A 13,825-nucleotide genomic window follows, 5' to 3' on the forward strand; every position below is an offset into this window, starting at 1 on the left:
CTGTGCGGCCGCTCAGCGGACCCGTGCCAGGGTGGGCGGCGTGCGCCTGCTGCTGGTCGAGGACGAGCCCCGGCTGGCGCGCGCCCTGGCCCGCGGCCTCGGGGACGACGGGTTCAGCGTGGTGGTGGCCTCCGACGGGGTCGACGGGCTGGAGTCGGCCCGGCACGGCGACTTCGACGTGGTGGTGCTCGACGTGATGCTGCCGCGACTGTCGGGGTACGACGTCGTCCGCACGCTGCGGGCCGAGGAGAACTGGGTCCCCGTGCTGATGCTCTCGGCCAAGGACGGCGAGCACGACCAGGCCGACGGCCTCGACCTCGGCGCCGACGACTACCTGACCAAGCCGTTCTCCTACGTCGTCCTGCTGGCCCACCTGCGCTCCCTGGTGCGGCGTACGCCGAGCCCGCGGCCGGCCGTCCTCGAGGCCGGCGACGTGCGCCTGGACCCCGCCACCCACGAGGTGACCGTCGCGGGCGAGGCGGTCGCGCTGACCCCGCGCGAGTTCGAGCTGCTCGAGCTCCTGCTGCGCCGGCCCGGAGTGGTCATCACCAAGACCGAGATCCTGGACCAGGTGTGGGACGACGCGGACCGCACCAGCCCCAACGTGGTCGAGGTCTACGTCGGCTACCTGCGGCGCAAGCTGGGTCGTCAGCTGGTCGAGACCGTCCGCGGGGTCGGCTACCGGTTGGCGACGTGAGCGGCGAGGGGGTCGGACCCTGGCGGCGCCTGACCCTGCGCGGGCGCCTGGTCGCACTCGGGACCGTCGGGGTCGCGGTCGCGCTGGCCCTGGGGTCCCTGGCGCTGTACGCCGTCCTGGGCGTGGCCGGCGCGCGTGCCCTCGACTCCTCGGCCGCGGCGACCGCCGACGACGTGGTCCAGCTGGTCCGCGACGGCCGGCTCCCCGAGCCGATCCCGGTGACCGGCAACCAGGTCGTGCAGGTGCTCGACGCGCGCGGACGGGTGGTCAGCGCCTCGACCAACGCCGACCGGCTCACCACGCTGCTCTCGGCGCGCGAGGTGGAGGAGGCGGTGGCCTCGCCGGTGACGGTGCCGGGGTCGCGGATCGGCACCAGCGGCACGCTGCGGGTCAGCGCCGTGCGGGTGACCGGGGCCTCCCCCGGCCGGACCGTCCTGGTCGCCCAGGCCGCCGACGACGTGGCGCACGCCCAGCACGTCCTCGGCGCGACGCTGCTGGCGACGTACCCGCTGCTGCTGCTGGTGCTCGCGCTGATCGCGTGGCGGGTCGTGGGGGCGGCCCTGCGACCGGTGGAGTCGCTGCGCGCCGCCGCCGACGAGATCTCCGGCGCCGGCGGGCGCGAGCGGCTCCCGGTGCCGCCCTCGCGCGACGAGCTCCGGGCGCTGGCGACGACGCTGAACTCCATGCTCGACCGGCTCACGGGGTCGCGCGAGCGGCAGCGCAGCTTCGTCGCCGACGCGGCCCACGAGCTGCGCAGCCCGCTGGCCTCGATGCGCACGCAGCTCGAGGTGGCCGAGCGCCGCGGGGAGGCTCCCGAGGTGGTCCCGGACCTGGTCGAGGAGGTGGCTCGGATGAGCCACCTGGTCGAGGACCTGCTGGTCCTGGCCCGGCTCGACGACCACGCCGGCGTCGTCGGTCCTGCGCCCACCTCGGTCGACCTGGCGGACCTGCTGGGCGGCGTGGTCTCCCGCTTCGAGCACGCCCGGGTGCCGGTGCTGCTCGACGCGGCCCCCGTCGCCGCGGTGCCGCTCGCACGCCCCGAGCACCTCGTCCGGGCCGTCGACAACCTGGTCACCAACGCGGTGCGCCACGCGACGTCGCGGGTCACCGTCCGCCTGGAGGCCGCACCCGGAGCCGGGGGCGTCTCGGTGAGCGTGCTCGACGACGGCCACGGCGTGCCCGCCGCCGACCGCGACCGCGTCTTCGAGCGCTTCACCCGGCTCGACGAGGCCCGGGACCGCGACGCCGGCGGCAGCGGCCTCGGCCTGGCGATCGCGCGCCAGCTCCTCGAGGGCCTCGGCGGATCGGTGGCGGTCGACGAGGCCCCCGGCGGCGGGGCCGCGTTCACGGTCCGGCTGCCGGCGGGCTGAGGTCGCTCCGGCGGCCGCTCAGTCCTCGGGCAGGGCCGCGAAGGACTCCTTCACGCCCTTGTACCAACCCATCGACTGCCTCGGGTGGCGCCAGCGGCCCTTCATGGCGTCGCGCGCCTCCTGGTGGGTCGCGTCGCCGGCCTTCTCGGCGTCCTTGAGGTGGCGGTCCTGAGCCTTGATCACGGCGTCCGCGCTGTCGCCGTGGTGGGCGAGGTCGCAGGGGCCGCCGAGGTCCTGGCAGGTCATGGTCTTCACGTGGTTCCTCCTGGTGGGTGTGCTCCCCTGGTGACGATCGGGTCGGGTCGGGTGTGACGCCTCAGCCGGGGACGCCGGCCCGTCGGCGTACGACGTGGGGCAGGAGGGTGGGGTCGGCCCGGAACGTGATCGCGTGGACGACCCCGTCGGTGACGGTGAAGTCGAAGACCACGCGCGCCTCCCCGCGGTGGAACCACGCCGACCCCGGTCGGCCCTCGACCAGCACGGGCAGGGCGGCCCTGGCGCTGCCGTCGAAGAAGGCGGCGACCGCGTCGCGGCCCTCGAGGCTGCCGGGCGTGCCGGCGGCGAGCGCCGCGGCGTCGGCACCGACGACGGCGTCGGGCGCGAGCAGCTCCAGCAGCCGGCGCAGGTCGCCGTCGCGGGCGGCCGCCATGAAGGCGTCGACCACCTCCCAGTCGGCCAGCCGGTCCTCCGACGCCGGCTGGGCCACCTTGGCGCGGGCCCGCGAGGCGAGCTTGCGCGCGGCCGCCGGGGTGGTGTCGAGCAGCTCGGCGATCGTGGGGAAGGCGAAGCCGAAGCTGTCGTGCAGCACGAACGCCACCCGTTCGCGCGGGCCCAGCCGGTCCAGGACGACGTGCAGCGCCAGGCCCACCGTGTCGGCCAGGACCACGTCGTCGGCCGGGTCCGGCCCGTGCCCGCCGGGGTCCACCTGGGCGACCGGCACCGGCGTACGGGCTCGGAGGCGGTCCAGGCAGAGCCGGGTGGTGACGGTCGTCAGCCAGGCCGGGAGGTTCTCCACGACCGCGTCGGTGCCGTGCAGGCGCAGCCACGCCTGCTGCACGACGTCCTCGGCCTCCGCGTGGTCGCCCAGGACCCGGGCGGCCAGGCCGACCAGCCGCGGGCGCTCGGCCTCGAACGCGTCGACCTGACCGGCCTGGTCGAGCTGCTCGGTCTCGTCCACGTCGTCTCCCCTCTCCCCGTTCACCCCACTCGACGTGCGGGGCGGCCGAGGTGTGACGCACCGGCCGGGATCAGGTCCGGTTGCGGCCCACCGCTGCCCGCACCAGCGCCACGAAGGCGTCCTCGTCGAGCTCGTCGGACTCGCGGAGGTCGACCGCGCGCCGGGTGCCGGCGTCCATGCTCGCGTTGAAGATGCCGGTCGGGTCCTCGACCGAGGCGCCCTGGGCGAAGGTGAGCTTGACCTTGTCCTTGTAGGTCTCGAGCGTGCAGACCAGCCCGTCGCAGGAGAACGTGGGGACGCCGTCGGGGTTGGTGGGTTTCCGCCACTTCCGCTCCTCGACCATGGCGTCGTCGGCGGACATGATCAGGGTGCGCAGCCGCTCGACCCGCGCGGTTCTCCAGTCCTCGCTCACGGCGGGGACCCTACTCGCCGCCGGACCACGACACCTCCGGAGAGGACGCCATGACCGACCACGCAGACGGGACAGACGGGACCGACCAGTCGCCACGCCTCCTGGGGGTGCTCCTCGACCGCGGCGGCTCCGGTGCCGTCCGTCTCGAGGACCGTGTGGCCGCCGACGTCGACGACGTCTGGCGCGCGCTGAGCGACCGCGAGCACCTGGCCGGCTGGCTGGGCACCGTCGAGGGCGACCTCCGGGCGGGCGGGGAGTTCCGCGGCCACTGGGCGGCCAGCGGGTGGGAGGGCACCTGCCGGCTCGACGCGTGCGAGCCGCAACGGCGGCTGCTGCTGCGCACCAGCTCCGAGGACCAGCCCGAGGGTGTCGTCGAGGTGACCCTGCTGCCCGACGGGGACCACACCACCGTCGTGCTCGAGGACCGCGGCATGCCGGTGACCGACCTCCCGGCGTACGCCGCGGGCGACCAGATCCACCTCGAGGACCTCGCCGCCCACCTCGCCGGGCAGGGCCGCTGCGACCCGCGAGCCCGGTTCGCCGAGCTGTTCCCGTCCTACCAGGGGCAGCCGGTGACCTCCGGCTGACGGCCGGCCCGAGCGGCTCGGGCAACCCGGGCGGCGGCTAGTCGGTGCACTGGCCCCACACGCCGGCGCGCCACCCGCCCGACGCGGTCCGCCACACCTCGGCCTGGGCGAGACGACCGCCCTGACGATCCAGCAGGTCGATCACGCGGACGGCCTCCTGGTCCCCCACCCCGACGTCGACACCCTGGTCCTGCGTGCGCACCGCCTCCACCTCGCCCCAGTCCGACGACGCCAGGACCGCGCGCTGCAGGGCCGGCCAGGAGCGCGCGTCCGCGACCACCTGGTAGCTGCTCACGCAGTCGCCGTCCGAGGACGTCTCCCCGACGGCCCCGCACCCGAGCAGGCCCGGGCCCAGCAGGGGGACGAGGAGCAGCTGGCGTGCACGCACGGTCCTGGGACGCGGCGGCCGGCCCGACGGTTCCACCCGCCCCCCGCCGAAGGCCAGCTGAGCGCCGGCGGCGACCCGAGCGACATGCAGCTCACCCAGGGCGGCGCCGACGCCCGCCTGGGCGGCGCCGGGGGTCGCGAGCTGCATGTCGCTCGGGTTCCCGGGGCGCGAGCACCCGCACCCGCACGGGGCTCGGAGGCTCGTCCCGCGCCTCGATCACGGCCACACGGTAGACGCACTCCACCCCAGCCCGAGGCCGAAGGAGTCGACGGCGTCGACCCAGGCTGCCGGCGCGTCGAGGTGCACGTGGTGGCCGGCCACCACCTCGGTCACGGCCGCACCGGGGAGGGTCCGGAGCAGGAGCGCCCGGTCGGGCTCGCCGAGGGCCGAGTAGCGCCCCGAGGCGGCCACCAACCCCACGGGGACCGGGCAGGCGGCGACCCGCGCCGGCAGGTCCCACGCGAGGTGGCGCGCGGCGAACGCCGCCACCCCCGACGCCGTCCCCAGTCGTCCCTCGACCACCGAGCGGGCGTCGCGACGGGTCCACGTCGGGTGGCCGTGGAGCAGCTCGGTGATCGCGGCGTGCGGGTCCTCCAGCGCCACGACGTCCTCGCGGGTCCGCTCCTCGGCGTCCTGCCGGGAGCGGCGGGTGCGGCCGGGCCCGGGCGGGTCCTCCAGCACCACCCCCACGGCGTACGCCGGGTGGCGAGCGGCGAGCTCCAGGGCCACCACCGCCCCCATCGAGTGCCCGACGACCAGGGCCGGTCCGCCCGGGTGCCGCTCGGCCACGTCGTCGGCCAGGTCGGCCACCGCACCGACCGCCCCCAGGGGTCGACCGCCGTGACCCGGCAGCGTCGCGCGCTCCACCTGCCAGCCGCGGGCCTCGAGCTCGGGCCCGACGCGCCACCAGGTGCCCGGCCCGGCCAGGAGGCCGTGCACGAGCAGCACGCGTGGTCGGGACACGACGGTGACGGTAGTGCCTCGCACGCGGCCCGCTGCCCGCCCGGACGGCCCTCCCCGCCCTCAGGCCTCGCGGTCGGGCAGCGTGGCCCGCAGGCAGTCGAGAGCACTGTGGCGCGGCGACCACCCGAGCTCGGTGCGCGCCTTGGAGGTGTCCATGATCGAGGGCTGGCTCAGGGCCTCCACCCACTGCGCCTGCGCGGGCAGGAACGGCAGCCGGGCGGCGAACCTGGCGGCCGCGGCCACCGGCGCGGCCGGGACGCGCACCGGACGGAGCCCGAGCTCGCGGACCACGTCGACACCGGTCACGACGTCGTCCGCGGCGATGTTGTAGGCGCCGGGCGGACCGGCCCCGACCACGCACAGCCGCAGCGCCTCCGCGACGTCGTCCTGGTGGATCAGCTGCACGGGCAGGTCTGCTGCGAGGACCGGCAGGGCCGGCAGCCGACGCAACCCGACGCCCAGGGCGCGCACGAGGGGCTGCAGCACCTCCGGCACGCCGCCCTTGCCCCCGACCGCGTCGGGCCCCAGGACGATCGGCGGCCGCAGCAGGTAGGTCGCCAGCTGCGGGTGCTCCTCGCCCTCCGCGGCCAGCAGGTGCTCGAGCTCGGCCTTCTCCTGGGCGTAGAACAGCCGGTCCGCGGGCCGCACCGGCCAGTCCTCCTCCATCCCGACCGGGTTGTCCCGGTGGAAGCCGTACGCCGCCACGGAGGAGGCGTAGACGAACCGGGACGCGCCCGCCTCGGCGGCCGCACGGAACACGTTGAGGGTGCCCTCGACGTTGATCGCGCGGGTGACCTGCTTGCTCCCGCCGATGATCAGGAAGGCCAGGTGGACCACGACGTCGACGCCCTCGAACGCCGCGGCCAGGGCCTCGGGATCGCGCACGTCGCCCTGGCGGTACTCCATCTTGGTCCAGCCGCGCGCGGCCGGGTCGAAGGGACGCCGGGCGATCCCGACCACGCGGGTGACCGCGTCGTCGGCCTCCAGGAGCCGGGCCAGGGCCAGCCCGAAGGTACCGGTCGGGCCGGTGACGGCGACGGTCAGTCCGCGGGGCTCGCTCGGCTCGCTCATCGGGACACCGTAGCGATCGCGCGCCTCCACCACGCGGCCCCGATCCTCCGCGGTCGTCGGCTCAGAGCGTGACCAGGACGACGCCCACGGCGACGAGCACGGTCGCGGCCACCCGCCACGGCCCGAACCGCTCGCCGAACACGACGGCCCCGATGACCGCGCCGACGATCACGCTGGTCTCGCGCAGCGCGGCGACGGGGGCGAGCGCGCCGCGCGTCTGGGCCCAGAGCACCAGCCCGTACGCCGCCAGCGACAGCACCCCGCCCAGCAGCCCCAGCACGAGGTGGGGCCGGACCTGGCCCCAGACCGCCCGTCCGCGCGTGAGCACGGCCACGACCGGCATCGCGGGTCCCTGCAGCAGGAACAGCCAGCCCGTGTACGCCGTGACCGACCCCGCGCCGCGCACCCCGACGCCGTCGAGGGTGGTGTACGCCGCGATGGTCACCCCCGTCAGCACGGCCGCGACCAGGGCCGGCCGAGCCGCTCGGGTCGGGACGCCCCCGACCAGGACCAGGCTGACGAGCCCGAGCGAGATCACCAGGACGCCGGCGACGCGGACCGGCGCGAGGTCCTCCCCCAGGAGGACGAACCCGGCGAGCGCGACCAGCCAGGGCGACGTCCCTCGTGCGACGGGGTAGACCTGCCCGAACTCCCCCAGCCGGTAGGACCGCATCAGGAACAGGTTGTAGGCGACGTGCAGCGCGACCGACCCGAGCAGGAACGGCCAGGCCGCGCGGTCGGGCAGCGGCGAGGCCAGCACCAGCGGCACCGACCCGAGCGTGACCGCCACCCCGATCAGTGCGAAGCCGACCAGCCGGTCGGTGATCGCGTGGGCCAGGGCGTTCCAGACCGCGTGCAGGACCGCGGCCAGCAGGACGGCGCCGACGACGGTCGGGCCGACGGAGGCGTGCGTGGTCAGCCCTCGTCGCCGACCGGCGCCCGGGGCGCCAGGGCCAGGTGCACGACGCCGTTGTCGTAGACGTCGGTGGCGATCACGTCGAGCCGGGCCCGCTCCTCGCCGAACAACTGGTCCCCGGACCCCAGGACGAGCGGGTAGACGAACAGGTGCAGCTCGTCGAGCAGCCCGTCGGCGATCAGACCGCGGACCAGGCGCCCGCTGCCGGAGACGTACGCCGCCCCGTCGCGGGAGTCCTTCCACTCGCGCAGGGCGACGGCGTCGTACGCCCCGAGGCGCGTGGTCGGCCCCCAGTCCTCGCCCGGCTCCTCCGCCCCGACGACGAACTTCTCGGTCTCGTTGAAGAAGGGCGCGCCGGGGTCCTGCTCGGGGGTGCGCTCGCGCCAGGCGGGCGCGAACATCTCGTAGGTCGTCCGGCCCAGCAGGATCGCGTCGGCGTCACCGGTCAGCGACCCGATCGTCTCGCCCATCGCCGGATCGAACCCCACCTCCATCGTCCAGCTGGGCGACTCGAAGACGCCGTCGAGAGAGATGAACTCGTGTGCGCGGATCGTGGCCATGCCTGGTGATCCTGCCACGTGACGTTTCCCCGGCTAGCCGGGGAAACGTCACCTCTTCGGCTGAACGTTCGGCCGACAAGGTCACCTTCTGCCCGACAACCTCCGGCCGTACGCCGACGTACGCCGGCCCGACCGGACCGCGCCTCAGCCGACCGCCACGACGGTCTTGCCACCCAGGGTGCCGGCGTCGGCGCGGGCGTGGACCACGGCGAGGTCGGCCAGCGGGACCCGGTCGGCCACCTCGACCCGCAGGTCCCCGGAGTCGACCAGGGCGACCAGGTGGGTGAGCTGGTCGGCGTCGCTGCGGACGAACACGTTCGCGCCGCGCACGCCCTCGACCGACGGCGGCTCGACCGCCACGACCGTGTTGACCAGGACGCCGCCGGGGCGCACGAGCCCGGCCAGCGCGGTCAATGTTGCGCTGTCCGTGGGCGCCAGGTCGAGGACCACGTCGACGGGCCCGGTCACGGCCTCGGGGAGGGAGGTGCTGGTGTGGTCGACGACCTCGTCGGCCCCGAGTCGCCGGACGCGGTCGGCGTGGCGGGGGCTCGCGGCGTCGATCAGCGGGACGCCCGAGGGGGCGGGCGCCAGCACGTCGGCCGGGGCGAGGACGAGCTCGGCGGCCACACCGTCCGGGGCCATCGACAGGAAGCCGACGACCTGCTGGCCGACCTCCACCGAGGTGACCCCGTCACCGAGGGCCGCGACCGTGCCCGCGACATCGGCGCCGGGCGTGTGGGGCAGCGAGACCGGGAAGGGGCCCTGGAGCCACCCGCCGCGGATGCCGGCGTTGACACCGTGCGACGCGAGGTCGACGTCTGGGACGTCGCCTGGCTCGGCGCGACGCTCGCTCAGCCGGGCCGCGACGACCCGGGCTGGGAGGCGATCTGCCTGCGGCTGCTCGACACCTACCTCGCGGGGTTGTCGGTCCCGACCTGAGACCGGGAGCCCGACCGCGCGCCCCGGCGGTCCACGAGGTCCGCGACCGCCCGCCAGCCCAACATCGTCACGGCCAGGAAGACCGCGGCCACGACCAGGAAGCCGACGGCGATCCCGCGCCCCGACACCACCCGCAGCACCATCCCCAGGACGTACGTCGTCGCCAGCACCGCGACACCCGCGGGCCGCACCGGGCGCACCGACCGGCCGCGGGCGAGCAGCACGGCGTGGGCGGCGAGGACGCCGACCGCGAACGGCCACACGATCAGGAGCACGACCCACTCCGACCTGCCCGCCTCGTGCGACCCCTTGCCGGCGACCGCGAAGACGAGCACGCAGACGAGGTCGAGGAGCAGCGGGAGGATCCAGGCGCGGCGGTTCACCTCCCCAGGGTCCCAGGCGCCGCCCACCCCGGTGGAAACCGGGTGCACCGGACGGGTCCGCGGGTGTGTGATGGCGCGCGTGGACCTCGAGCTGGCGACCCCGCGCGTCGAGGACCTGGCGGGTCTCCTCCGCGTCCTGGGCGGCTGGCAGCACGACGCCGCCCCGCTGCAGCTGCACCCCGGCGACCTGGGCTGGACCTGGCGGCACGGTGCCGCGGACACGGCCGCCGCGCTGCGCACCTGGAGCCGGGCGGGCCGGGTCGAGGCCCTTGCGTTCCTGGACGGTCCCGGGATCGTGCGGCTCACCACCTCGCCCGGCGCGGCCCGCGACGCGTCGCTCGGCGAGCGGGTCGTCGCGGACCTGGTCCGGCCCGACCGGGGGGTCGCGCCGGAGGGTGAGGTGGCGGTCGAGTCGCCCACCGGCTCCCTGGTCGTCGACCTGCTGCTCGAGGCGGGCTGGCGGGTCGGCGAGGCATGGACACCGCTGCGACACGACCTGGCCGACCCCGTGCCCGAGCCCGGCCTGCGGGTCGAGGTGGTCGGGCCGGCCGAGGTGGCGGCGTACGTCGGCGTGCACCGGTCGGCCTTCACCGGCTCGCGCCTGACCGAGCAGATGTGGGCGACGATGGCCGCCGGCCCGGCGTACGCCGACGCGCGGGCGCTGCTCGTCCACGACGACCGCGGCCGACCCGTGGCCGGGGTGACGGTCTGGTCGGCGGGGCCGGGTCGGCCCGGCCTGCTCGAGCCGATGGGCGTGCACGCCGACCACCGCGGGCACGGCCACGGTCGCGCGGCCTGCCTGGCGGCGGCCGCGGCACTGCGCGGGCTGGGCGCCACCCAGGCCCTGGTGTGCACGCCGAGCGCCAACGTCGGCGCGGTCGCGACGTACGCCGCGGCCGGCTTCGAGCGGCTGCCCGAGCGGTTCGACCGGGCCCGACCGACCCCGCCGCCCTCCACCTAGGATCACCCGCGTGAGCGCGCACCTGGTGACCAAGGGCCTCGCCGGCGGGCACGCCCACCGGGTGCTGTTCGAGGGGCTCGACCTGACCGTCGCCCCGGGCGAGGTCGTCGGGGTCGTCGGGGCCAACGGGGCCGGCAAGACCACCCTGCTGCGCATCCTGGCCGGCGACCTGGAGCCCCACGACGGCACCGTGGCGACGGCTCCCGGCGACGCGTTCGTCGGGTGGCTGCCGCAGGAGCACGAGCGGGTGGTCGGGGAGACGGTCGGCGGCTACGTGGCGCGACGCACGGGTGCCGCCGACGCGACCGAGGCCATGGAGGCCGCCGCGGGCGCGCTCGGCGAGGACGACCCGACGGGGTCGGCCGGCGACGAGTACGCCCGGAGCCTCGACCACTGGCTGGCCAGCGGCGCCCCGGACCTCGACGAGCGGCTGCCGCCGGTGCTCGCGGACCTGGGGCTCGACGTGGGGCCCGACGCCCTGATGACGTCGCTGTCCGGCGGCCAGGCCGCCCGCGCCGCGCTCGCCGCCCTCCTGCTGAGCCGCTTCGACGTCGTCCTGCTCGACGAGCCCACCAACGACCTCGACCTCGCCGGTCTGGAGCGCCTGGAGTCGTTCGTGCGCGGCCTGCGCGCGGGGGTCGTCCTGGTCTCCCACGACCGCGAGTTCCTCTCCCGGGTGGTGACGCGGATCGTCGAGCTCGACCTGGCCCAGCACCAGGTGAGCGTCTACGACGGCGGCTACGACGCGTTCCTGGAGGAGCGCGCGGTCGCCAAGCGGCACGCGCGCGAGGCCTACGAGGAGTACGCCGACAAGAAGGCCGACCTGGTCGGGCGGGCCCGCACGCAGCGCGAGTGGAGCTCCCAGGGCGTCCGCAACGCGATGAAGAAGTCGCCCGACAACGACAAGATCCGCCGCAAGGCCAGCGCCGAGTCCTCGGAGAAGCAGGCCCAGAAGGTGCGTCAGATGGAGTCGCGGATCGCCCGGATGGAGGAGGTCGAGGAGCCGCGCAAGGAGTGGGCGCTGCAGTTCACGATCGGCAGCGCACCGCGGTCCAGCTCGGTGGTCGCGACCCTCGACGCCGCCACGGCCGAGCTCGGCGACTTCACCTTCGGCCCGGCCTCGTTGCAGGTCAGCGCCCGCGAGCGGATCGGCGTCACCGGACCCAACGGTGCCGGCAAGACGACCCTGCTGCGGCTGCTGCTCGGGCGGCTCGCGCCCACGACCGGGCGGGCCAGCCTCGGCGCGTCGGTGGCCGTCGGTGAGATCGACCAGGCGCGCACGGGCCTGGCCGAGGACCTGCCGCTGGGCGACGCGTTCGAGGCCGTCCTGCCCGCGATGACCCCGGCCGACGTCCGCACCCTGCTGGCGAAGTTTGGCCTCAAGGCCGACCAGGTCACCAGCCTGGTCGGGCGCCTCTCCCCCGGCGAGCGCACCCGGGCGGCGATGGCGCTCCTGCAGGCCCGCGGGGTCAACCTGCTCGTCCTCGACGAGCCCACCAACCACCTCGACCTGCCCGCGATCGAGCAGCTCGAGGAGGCCCTGGAGTCCTACGACGGCGCCCTGCTGCTGGTCACCCACGACCGCCGGCTGCTCGACAGCGTCCGCCTCGACCAGCGGTGGCGCGTCGAGGACGGCCGGGTCGAGACGGCCCACGTGGGCTGAGCCCGGCGAGTGCCACACCGGGGTCGTCGGAAGGCCGCCCGGACGACGCTGGTGTGGCGCTCGAGGCTCAGGACCCGAGTGCCTCCGCGCTGACGACCTCCTGGGCCAGCCGGCGCAGGGTGGCCAGGAGCGGGTCGGTCATGGCGGTGCCGACGACCACGGTGTGCATCGCGGCGGCCGGGGTCGGGGCCCGCGCGGCGACGCGCACGTCGACGTCCGCGACCCCGCGCGCCGCCTCGGCGTACGCCGTCAGCTCGGCCGGGAGCAGCGCCACCCCCGCCGCCCGGGCGTCGGCCAGGGCCCGGGCCAGGGACCCGACCAGGGGGCTGTCGAGGGCCACGCGCCAGCCGAGGTCGTGCAGCCACTCGCCGACCTCCTCGGTGACCTCGCCGGGCTCGACCGGGGGCGGGAGCGCCGCGTGGGCGGTCCCGAGGAGCTCGTGCGGCGATCCGGGCGGGTCCTCCAGCGCGCCGACGACCGCACGGACGCCCGCGATGCCCAGACCACCGGACTCGACCAGCGCTCGCACCAGCCGGACCCGCTCGACGTGCGCCTCGTCGTACTCCGCCCGCGTGCGGCTCGTGCTGACGCCGGGCATCAGCAGGCCCTCGCGCAGGTAGTACTTCAGCGTCGGCAGCGCGACCCCGGTCGCCTCGGCCAGCTCGGAGATCCGCACATCCACCCCTTGACATCGGATAGTGACGCTACCCAAAGTAGGGAGTGTCAGATAGCCACACTATCCACTGGAGTCCCCGATGACCCGCATCCCCCGCGTCACCCACGCGTACGACGGCGACCTGGTCCTGTTCCTGATCGGCATGCGCATCCACCAGCCCTGGCGCGTGCGCACCGTCGGACGGGTCTTCACCGCCATGCCGAAGATGCTGGTCGAGCTGGAGCGGGACCGCGCGGCCGACGGCGACCTCGGCTACCTCGGGGGCCGCACGCTCCTCGACGGCCGCGGCCCGATGATCCTGCAGCACTGGCGCAGCACCGCGGACCTCTACCGCTTCGCCGCCGAGCCCGACCTGACCCACCGCCCGGCCTGGAAGGCGTTCTACGGGTGGGCCGCGAAGGCGCCCGAGGCAGTCACCATCTGGCACGAGACGTACGCCGTCCCCGCCGGCTCGCACGAGTCGGTCTATGCCGGCCCCGCCCGCTTCGGCCTGGCCGCCCTCGAGGGCGTCGTCCCCGTCGGGCAGCGCGGCGAGCGTGCCCGGGAGCGGATGGCGGGCTGACCCACCCGGACTCCAGCGGGGAGGATCGACCCATGAGCCACACCGACGTCGGGCGCCGGCACGTGGCCGCGCCCCGCGAGACGGTCTTCGCCGCCCTCCTCGACGCCGACGCGCGGGCGGCCTGGCTGCCGCCGACCGGGATGACCGGACGGATCTCGTGGTTCGACCCACGACCGGGCGGCGGCTACCGGATGACCCTGGCGTACGACGACCCCGCGACCCCCGGCAAGTCCGGCGACGGCACCGACGTCGTCGAGGTCCGGTTCACCGCCGTCGAGCGACCGTCCCGGGTCGTCGAGGAGGCCGACTTCGTCTCCGACGACCCGGCGTACGCCGGCACCATGACGATGACCTGGACCCTCGAGCCGGAGGGGCCGGGCACCCTGGTCACGATCACCGCGACCGACGTCCCGGACGGCATCGACAGCGCCGACCACGCCGTGGCGTTCGAGGCGACGCTGCGCCAGCTGGCCGCGCACGTCTCGCCGCGCCCCTGAGGC

General features: G+C 75.7%; 19 protein-coding genes. 8 read left to right on the top strand and 11 right to left on the bottom strand.

Annotation, left to right across the window (positions count from 1 at the left end):
- The first annotated feature begins 40 nt into the window (after positions 1-40).
- Both ACYVDA_RS09945 and ACYVDA_RS09950 read left to right on the top strand, forming a co-directional pair.
- Positions 41-697, top strand: coding sequence for a response regulator transcription factor (locus tag ACYVDA_RS09945; protein ID WP_460817815.1), 657 nt, complete (start codon positions 41-43; stop codon positions 695-697).
- Positions 694-2,067: a sensor histidine kinase gene (locus ACYVDA_RS09950; RefSeq protein WP_460817817.1), complete on the top strand. Its 1,374-nt coding sequence runs from the start codon at positions 694-696 to the stop codon at positions 2,065-2,067. Before ACYVDA_RS09945 ends, ACYVDA_RS09950 begins: the two co-directional genes overlap by 4 nt.
- 18 nt (positions 2,068-2,085) lie before the next feature.
- Here the strand turns inward: ACYVDA_RS09950 and ACYVDA_RS09955 are convergent, their stop codons facing one another.
- The 3 genes from ACYVDA_RS09955 to ACYVDA_RS09965 form a co-directional block, all read right to left on the bottom strand.
- Entirely contained in the window at positions 2,086-2,313 is a 228-nt protein-coding gene (locus ACYVDA_RS09955; protein ID WP_460818159.1) for a hypothetical protein, read from the bottom strand.
- Between the two features lie 70 nt (positions 2,314-2,383).
- On the bottom strand, positions 2,384-3,244 hold the full coding sequence (locus tag ACYVDA_RS09960; RefSeq protein WP_460817819.1) for a sigma-70 family RNA polymerase sigma factor: 861 nt from the start codon (positions 3,242-3,244) through the stop codon (positions 2,384-2,386).
- A gap of 70 nt (positions 3,245-3,314) precedes the next feature.
- Positions 3,315-3,656 (bottom strand): DUF1801 domain-containing protein, encoded by a 342-nt coding sequence (locus ACYVDA_RS09965; RefSeq protein ID WP_460817821.1) that lies wholly within the window; start codon positions 3,654-3,656, stop codon positions 3,315-3,317.
- A 50-nt stretch (positions 3,657-3,706) separates the two neighbouring features.
- Here ACYVDA_RS09965 and ACYVDA_RS09970 point away from each other — a divergent pair, with 50 nt between their 5' ends.
- Positions 3,707-4,243: an SRPBCC domain-containing protein gene (locus tag ACYVDA_RS09970; protein WP_460817823.1), complete on the top strand. Its 537-nt coding sequence runs from the start codon at positions 3,707-3,709 to the stop codon at positions 4,241-4,243.
- A 37-nt stretch (positions 4,244-4,280) separates the two neighbouring features.
- On the opposite strand, the gene ACYVDA_RS09975 is transcribed toward ACYVDA_RS09970, so the two are convergent.
- From ACYVDA_RS09975 to ACYVDA_RS10000, 6 genes are all read right to left on the bottom strand, one after another.
- Entirely contained in the window at positions 4,281-4,778 is a 498-nt protein-coding gene (locus ACYVDA_RS09975) for a hypothetical protein (protein ID WP_460817824.1), read from the bottom strand.
- A gap of 69 nt (positions 4,779-4,847) precedes the next feature.
- Complete coding sequence (locus ACYVDA_RS09980; RefSeq protein WP_460817827.1) at positions 4,848-5,594, bottom strand: alpha/beta fold hydrolase; 747 nt, start codon at positions 5,592-5,594, stop codon at positions 4,848-4,850.
- Positions 5,595-5,654: 60 nt separating this feature from the next.
- A complete protein-coding gene (locus ACYVDA_RS09985; protein WP_460817829.1) occupies positions 5,655-6,665 on the bottom strand; it encodes an NAD-dependent epimerase/dehydratase family protein in 1,011 nt (336 codons plus the stop codon).
- A gap of 61 nt (positions 6,666-6,726) precedes the next feature.
- A complete protein-coding gene (locus ACYVDA_RS09990) occupies positions 6,727-7,455 on the bottom strand; it encodes an EamA family transporter (protein WP_460817831.1) in 729 nt (242 codons plus the stop codon).
- Between the two features lie 125 nt (positions 7,456-7,580).
- Positions 7,581-8,141, bottom strand: coding sequence for a dihydrofolate reductase family protein (locus tag ACYVDA_RS09995; RefSeq protein ID WP_460817833.1), 561 nt, complete (start codon positions 8,139-8,141; stop codon positions 7,581-7,583).
- A 144-nt stretch (positions 8,142-8,285) separates the two neighbouring features.
- Positions 8,286-8,996: a zinc-binding dehydrogenase gene (locus ACYVDA_RS10000; protein ID WP_460818160.1), complete on the bottom strand. Its 711-nt coding sequence runs from the start codon at positions 8,994-8,996 to the stop codon at positions 8,286-8,288.
- Here ACYVDA_RS10000 and ACYVDA_RS10005 point away from each other — a divergent pair.
- A complete protein-coding gene (locus ACYVDA_RS10005; protein WP_460818179.1) occupies positions 8,940-9,080 on the top strand; it encodes a hypothetical protein in 141 nt (46 codons plus the stop codon). The two genes, ACYVDA_RS10000 and ACYVDA_RS10005, sit on opposite strands and share 57 nt — an antisense overlap.
- Here ACYVDA_RS10005 and ACYVDA_RS10010 read toward each other — a convergent pair.
- Positions 9,050-9,463: a DUF3054 domain-containing protein gene (locus tag ACYVDA_RS10010; RefSeq protein ID WP_460817835.1), complete on the bottom strand. Its 414-nt coding sequence runs from the start codon at positions 9,461-9,463 to the stop codon at positions 9,050-9,052. The two genes, ACYVDA_RS10005 and ACYVDA_RS10010, sit on opposite strands and share 31 nt — an antisense overlap.
- 79 nt (positions 9,464-9,542) lie before the next feature.
- On the opposite strand from ACYVDA_RS10010, the gene ACYVDA_RS10015 reads away from it, so the two are divergent.
- Together ACYVDA_RS10015 and ACYVDA_RS10020 are read left to right on the top strand one after the other, a co-directional pair.
- Positions 9,543-10,424 (top strand): GNAT family N-acetyltransferase, encoded by an 882-nt coding sequence (locus ACYVDA_RS10015; protein WP_460817837.1) that lies wholly within the window; start codon positions 9,543-9,545, stop codon positions 10,422-10,424.
- 10 nt (positions 10,425-10,434) lie between these two features.
- Entirely contained in the window at positions 10,435-12,087 is a 1,653-nt protein-coding gene (locus tag ACYVDA_RS10020; RefSeq protein ID WP_460817839.1) for an ABC-F family ATP-binding cassette domain-containing protein, read from the top strand.
- 67 nt (positions 12,088-12,154) lie between these two features.
- On the opposite strand, the gene ACYVDA_RS10025 is transcribed toward ACYVDA_RS10020, so the two are convergent.
- Complete coding sequence (locus ACYVDA_RS10025) at positions 12,155-12,763, bottom strand: MerR family transcriptional regulator (protein WP_460817841.1); 609 nt, start codon at positions 12,761-12,763, stop codon at positions 12,155-12,157.
- Positions 12,764-12,842: 79 nt separating this feature from the next.
- On the opposite strand from ACYVDA_RS10025, the gene ACYVDA_RS10030 reads away from it, so the two are divergent.
- Both ACYVDA_RS10030 and ACYVDA_RS10035 read left to right on the top strand, forming a co-directional pair.
- A complete protein-coding gene (locus ACYVDA_RS10030) occupies positions 12,843-13,325 on the top strand; it encodes a DUF4188 domain-containing protein (protein WP_460817843.1) in 483 nt (160 codons plus the stop codon).
- A gap of 32 nt (positions 13,326-13,357) precedes the next feature.
- Positions 13,358-13,822: an SRPBCC domain-containing protein gene (locus ACYVDA_RS10035; RefSeq protein WP_460817845.1), complete on the top strand. Its 465-nt coding sequence runs from the start codon at positions 13,358-13,360 to the stop codon at positions 13,820-13,822.
- Positions 13,823-13,825 lie beyond the last annotated feature (3 nt).

The sequence above is a fragment of the Nocardioides korecus genome (assembly GCF_054778395.1).

Coding starts and splice junctions, on each gene's coding strand:
- ACYVDA_RS09955 (WP_460818159.1), bottom strand. CDS start 2,313: ATGACCTGCCAGGACCTCGGCGGCCCCTGCGACCTCGCCCACCACGGC.
- ACYVDA_RS09970 (WP_460817823.1), top strand. CDS start 3,707: ATGACCGACCACGCAGACGGGACAGACGGGACCGACCAGTCGCCACGC.
- ACYVDA_RS09975 (WP_460817824.1), bottom strand. CDS start 4,778: ATGCAGCTCGCGACCCCCGGCGCCGCCCAGGCGGGCGTCGGCGCCGCC.
- ACYVDA_RS09985 (WP_460817829.1), bottom strand. CDS start 6,665: ATGAGCGAGCCGAGCGAGCCCCGCGGACTGACCGTCGCCGTCACCGGC.
- ACYVDA_RS09995 (WP_460817833.1), bottom strand. CDS start 8,141: ATGGCCACGATCCGCGCACACGAGTTCATCTCTCTCGACGGCGTCTTC.
- ACYVDA_RS10030 (WP_460817843.1), top strand. CDS start 12,843: ATGACCCGCATCCCCCGCGTCACCCACGCGTACGACGGCGACCTGGTC.
- ACYVDA_RS10035 (WP_460817845.1), top strand. CDS start 13,358: ATGAGCCACACCGACGTCGGGCGCCGGCACGTGGCCGCGCCCCGCGAG.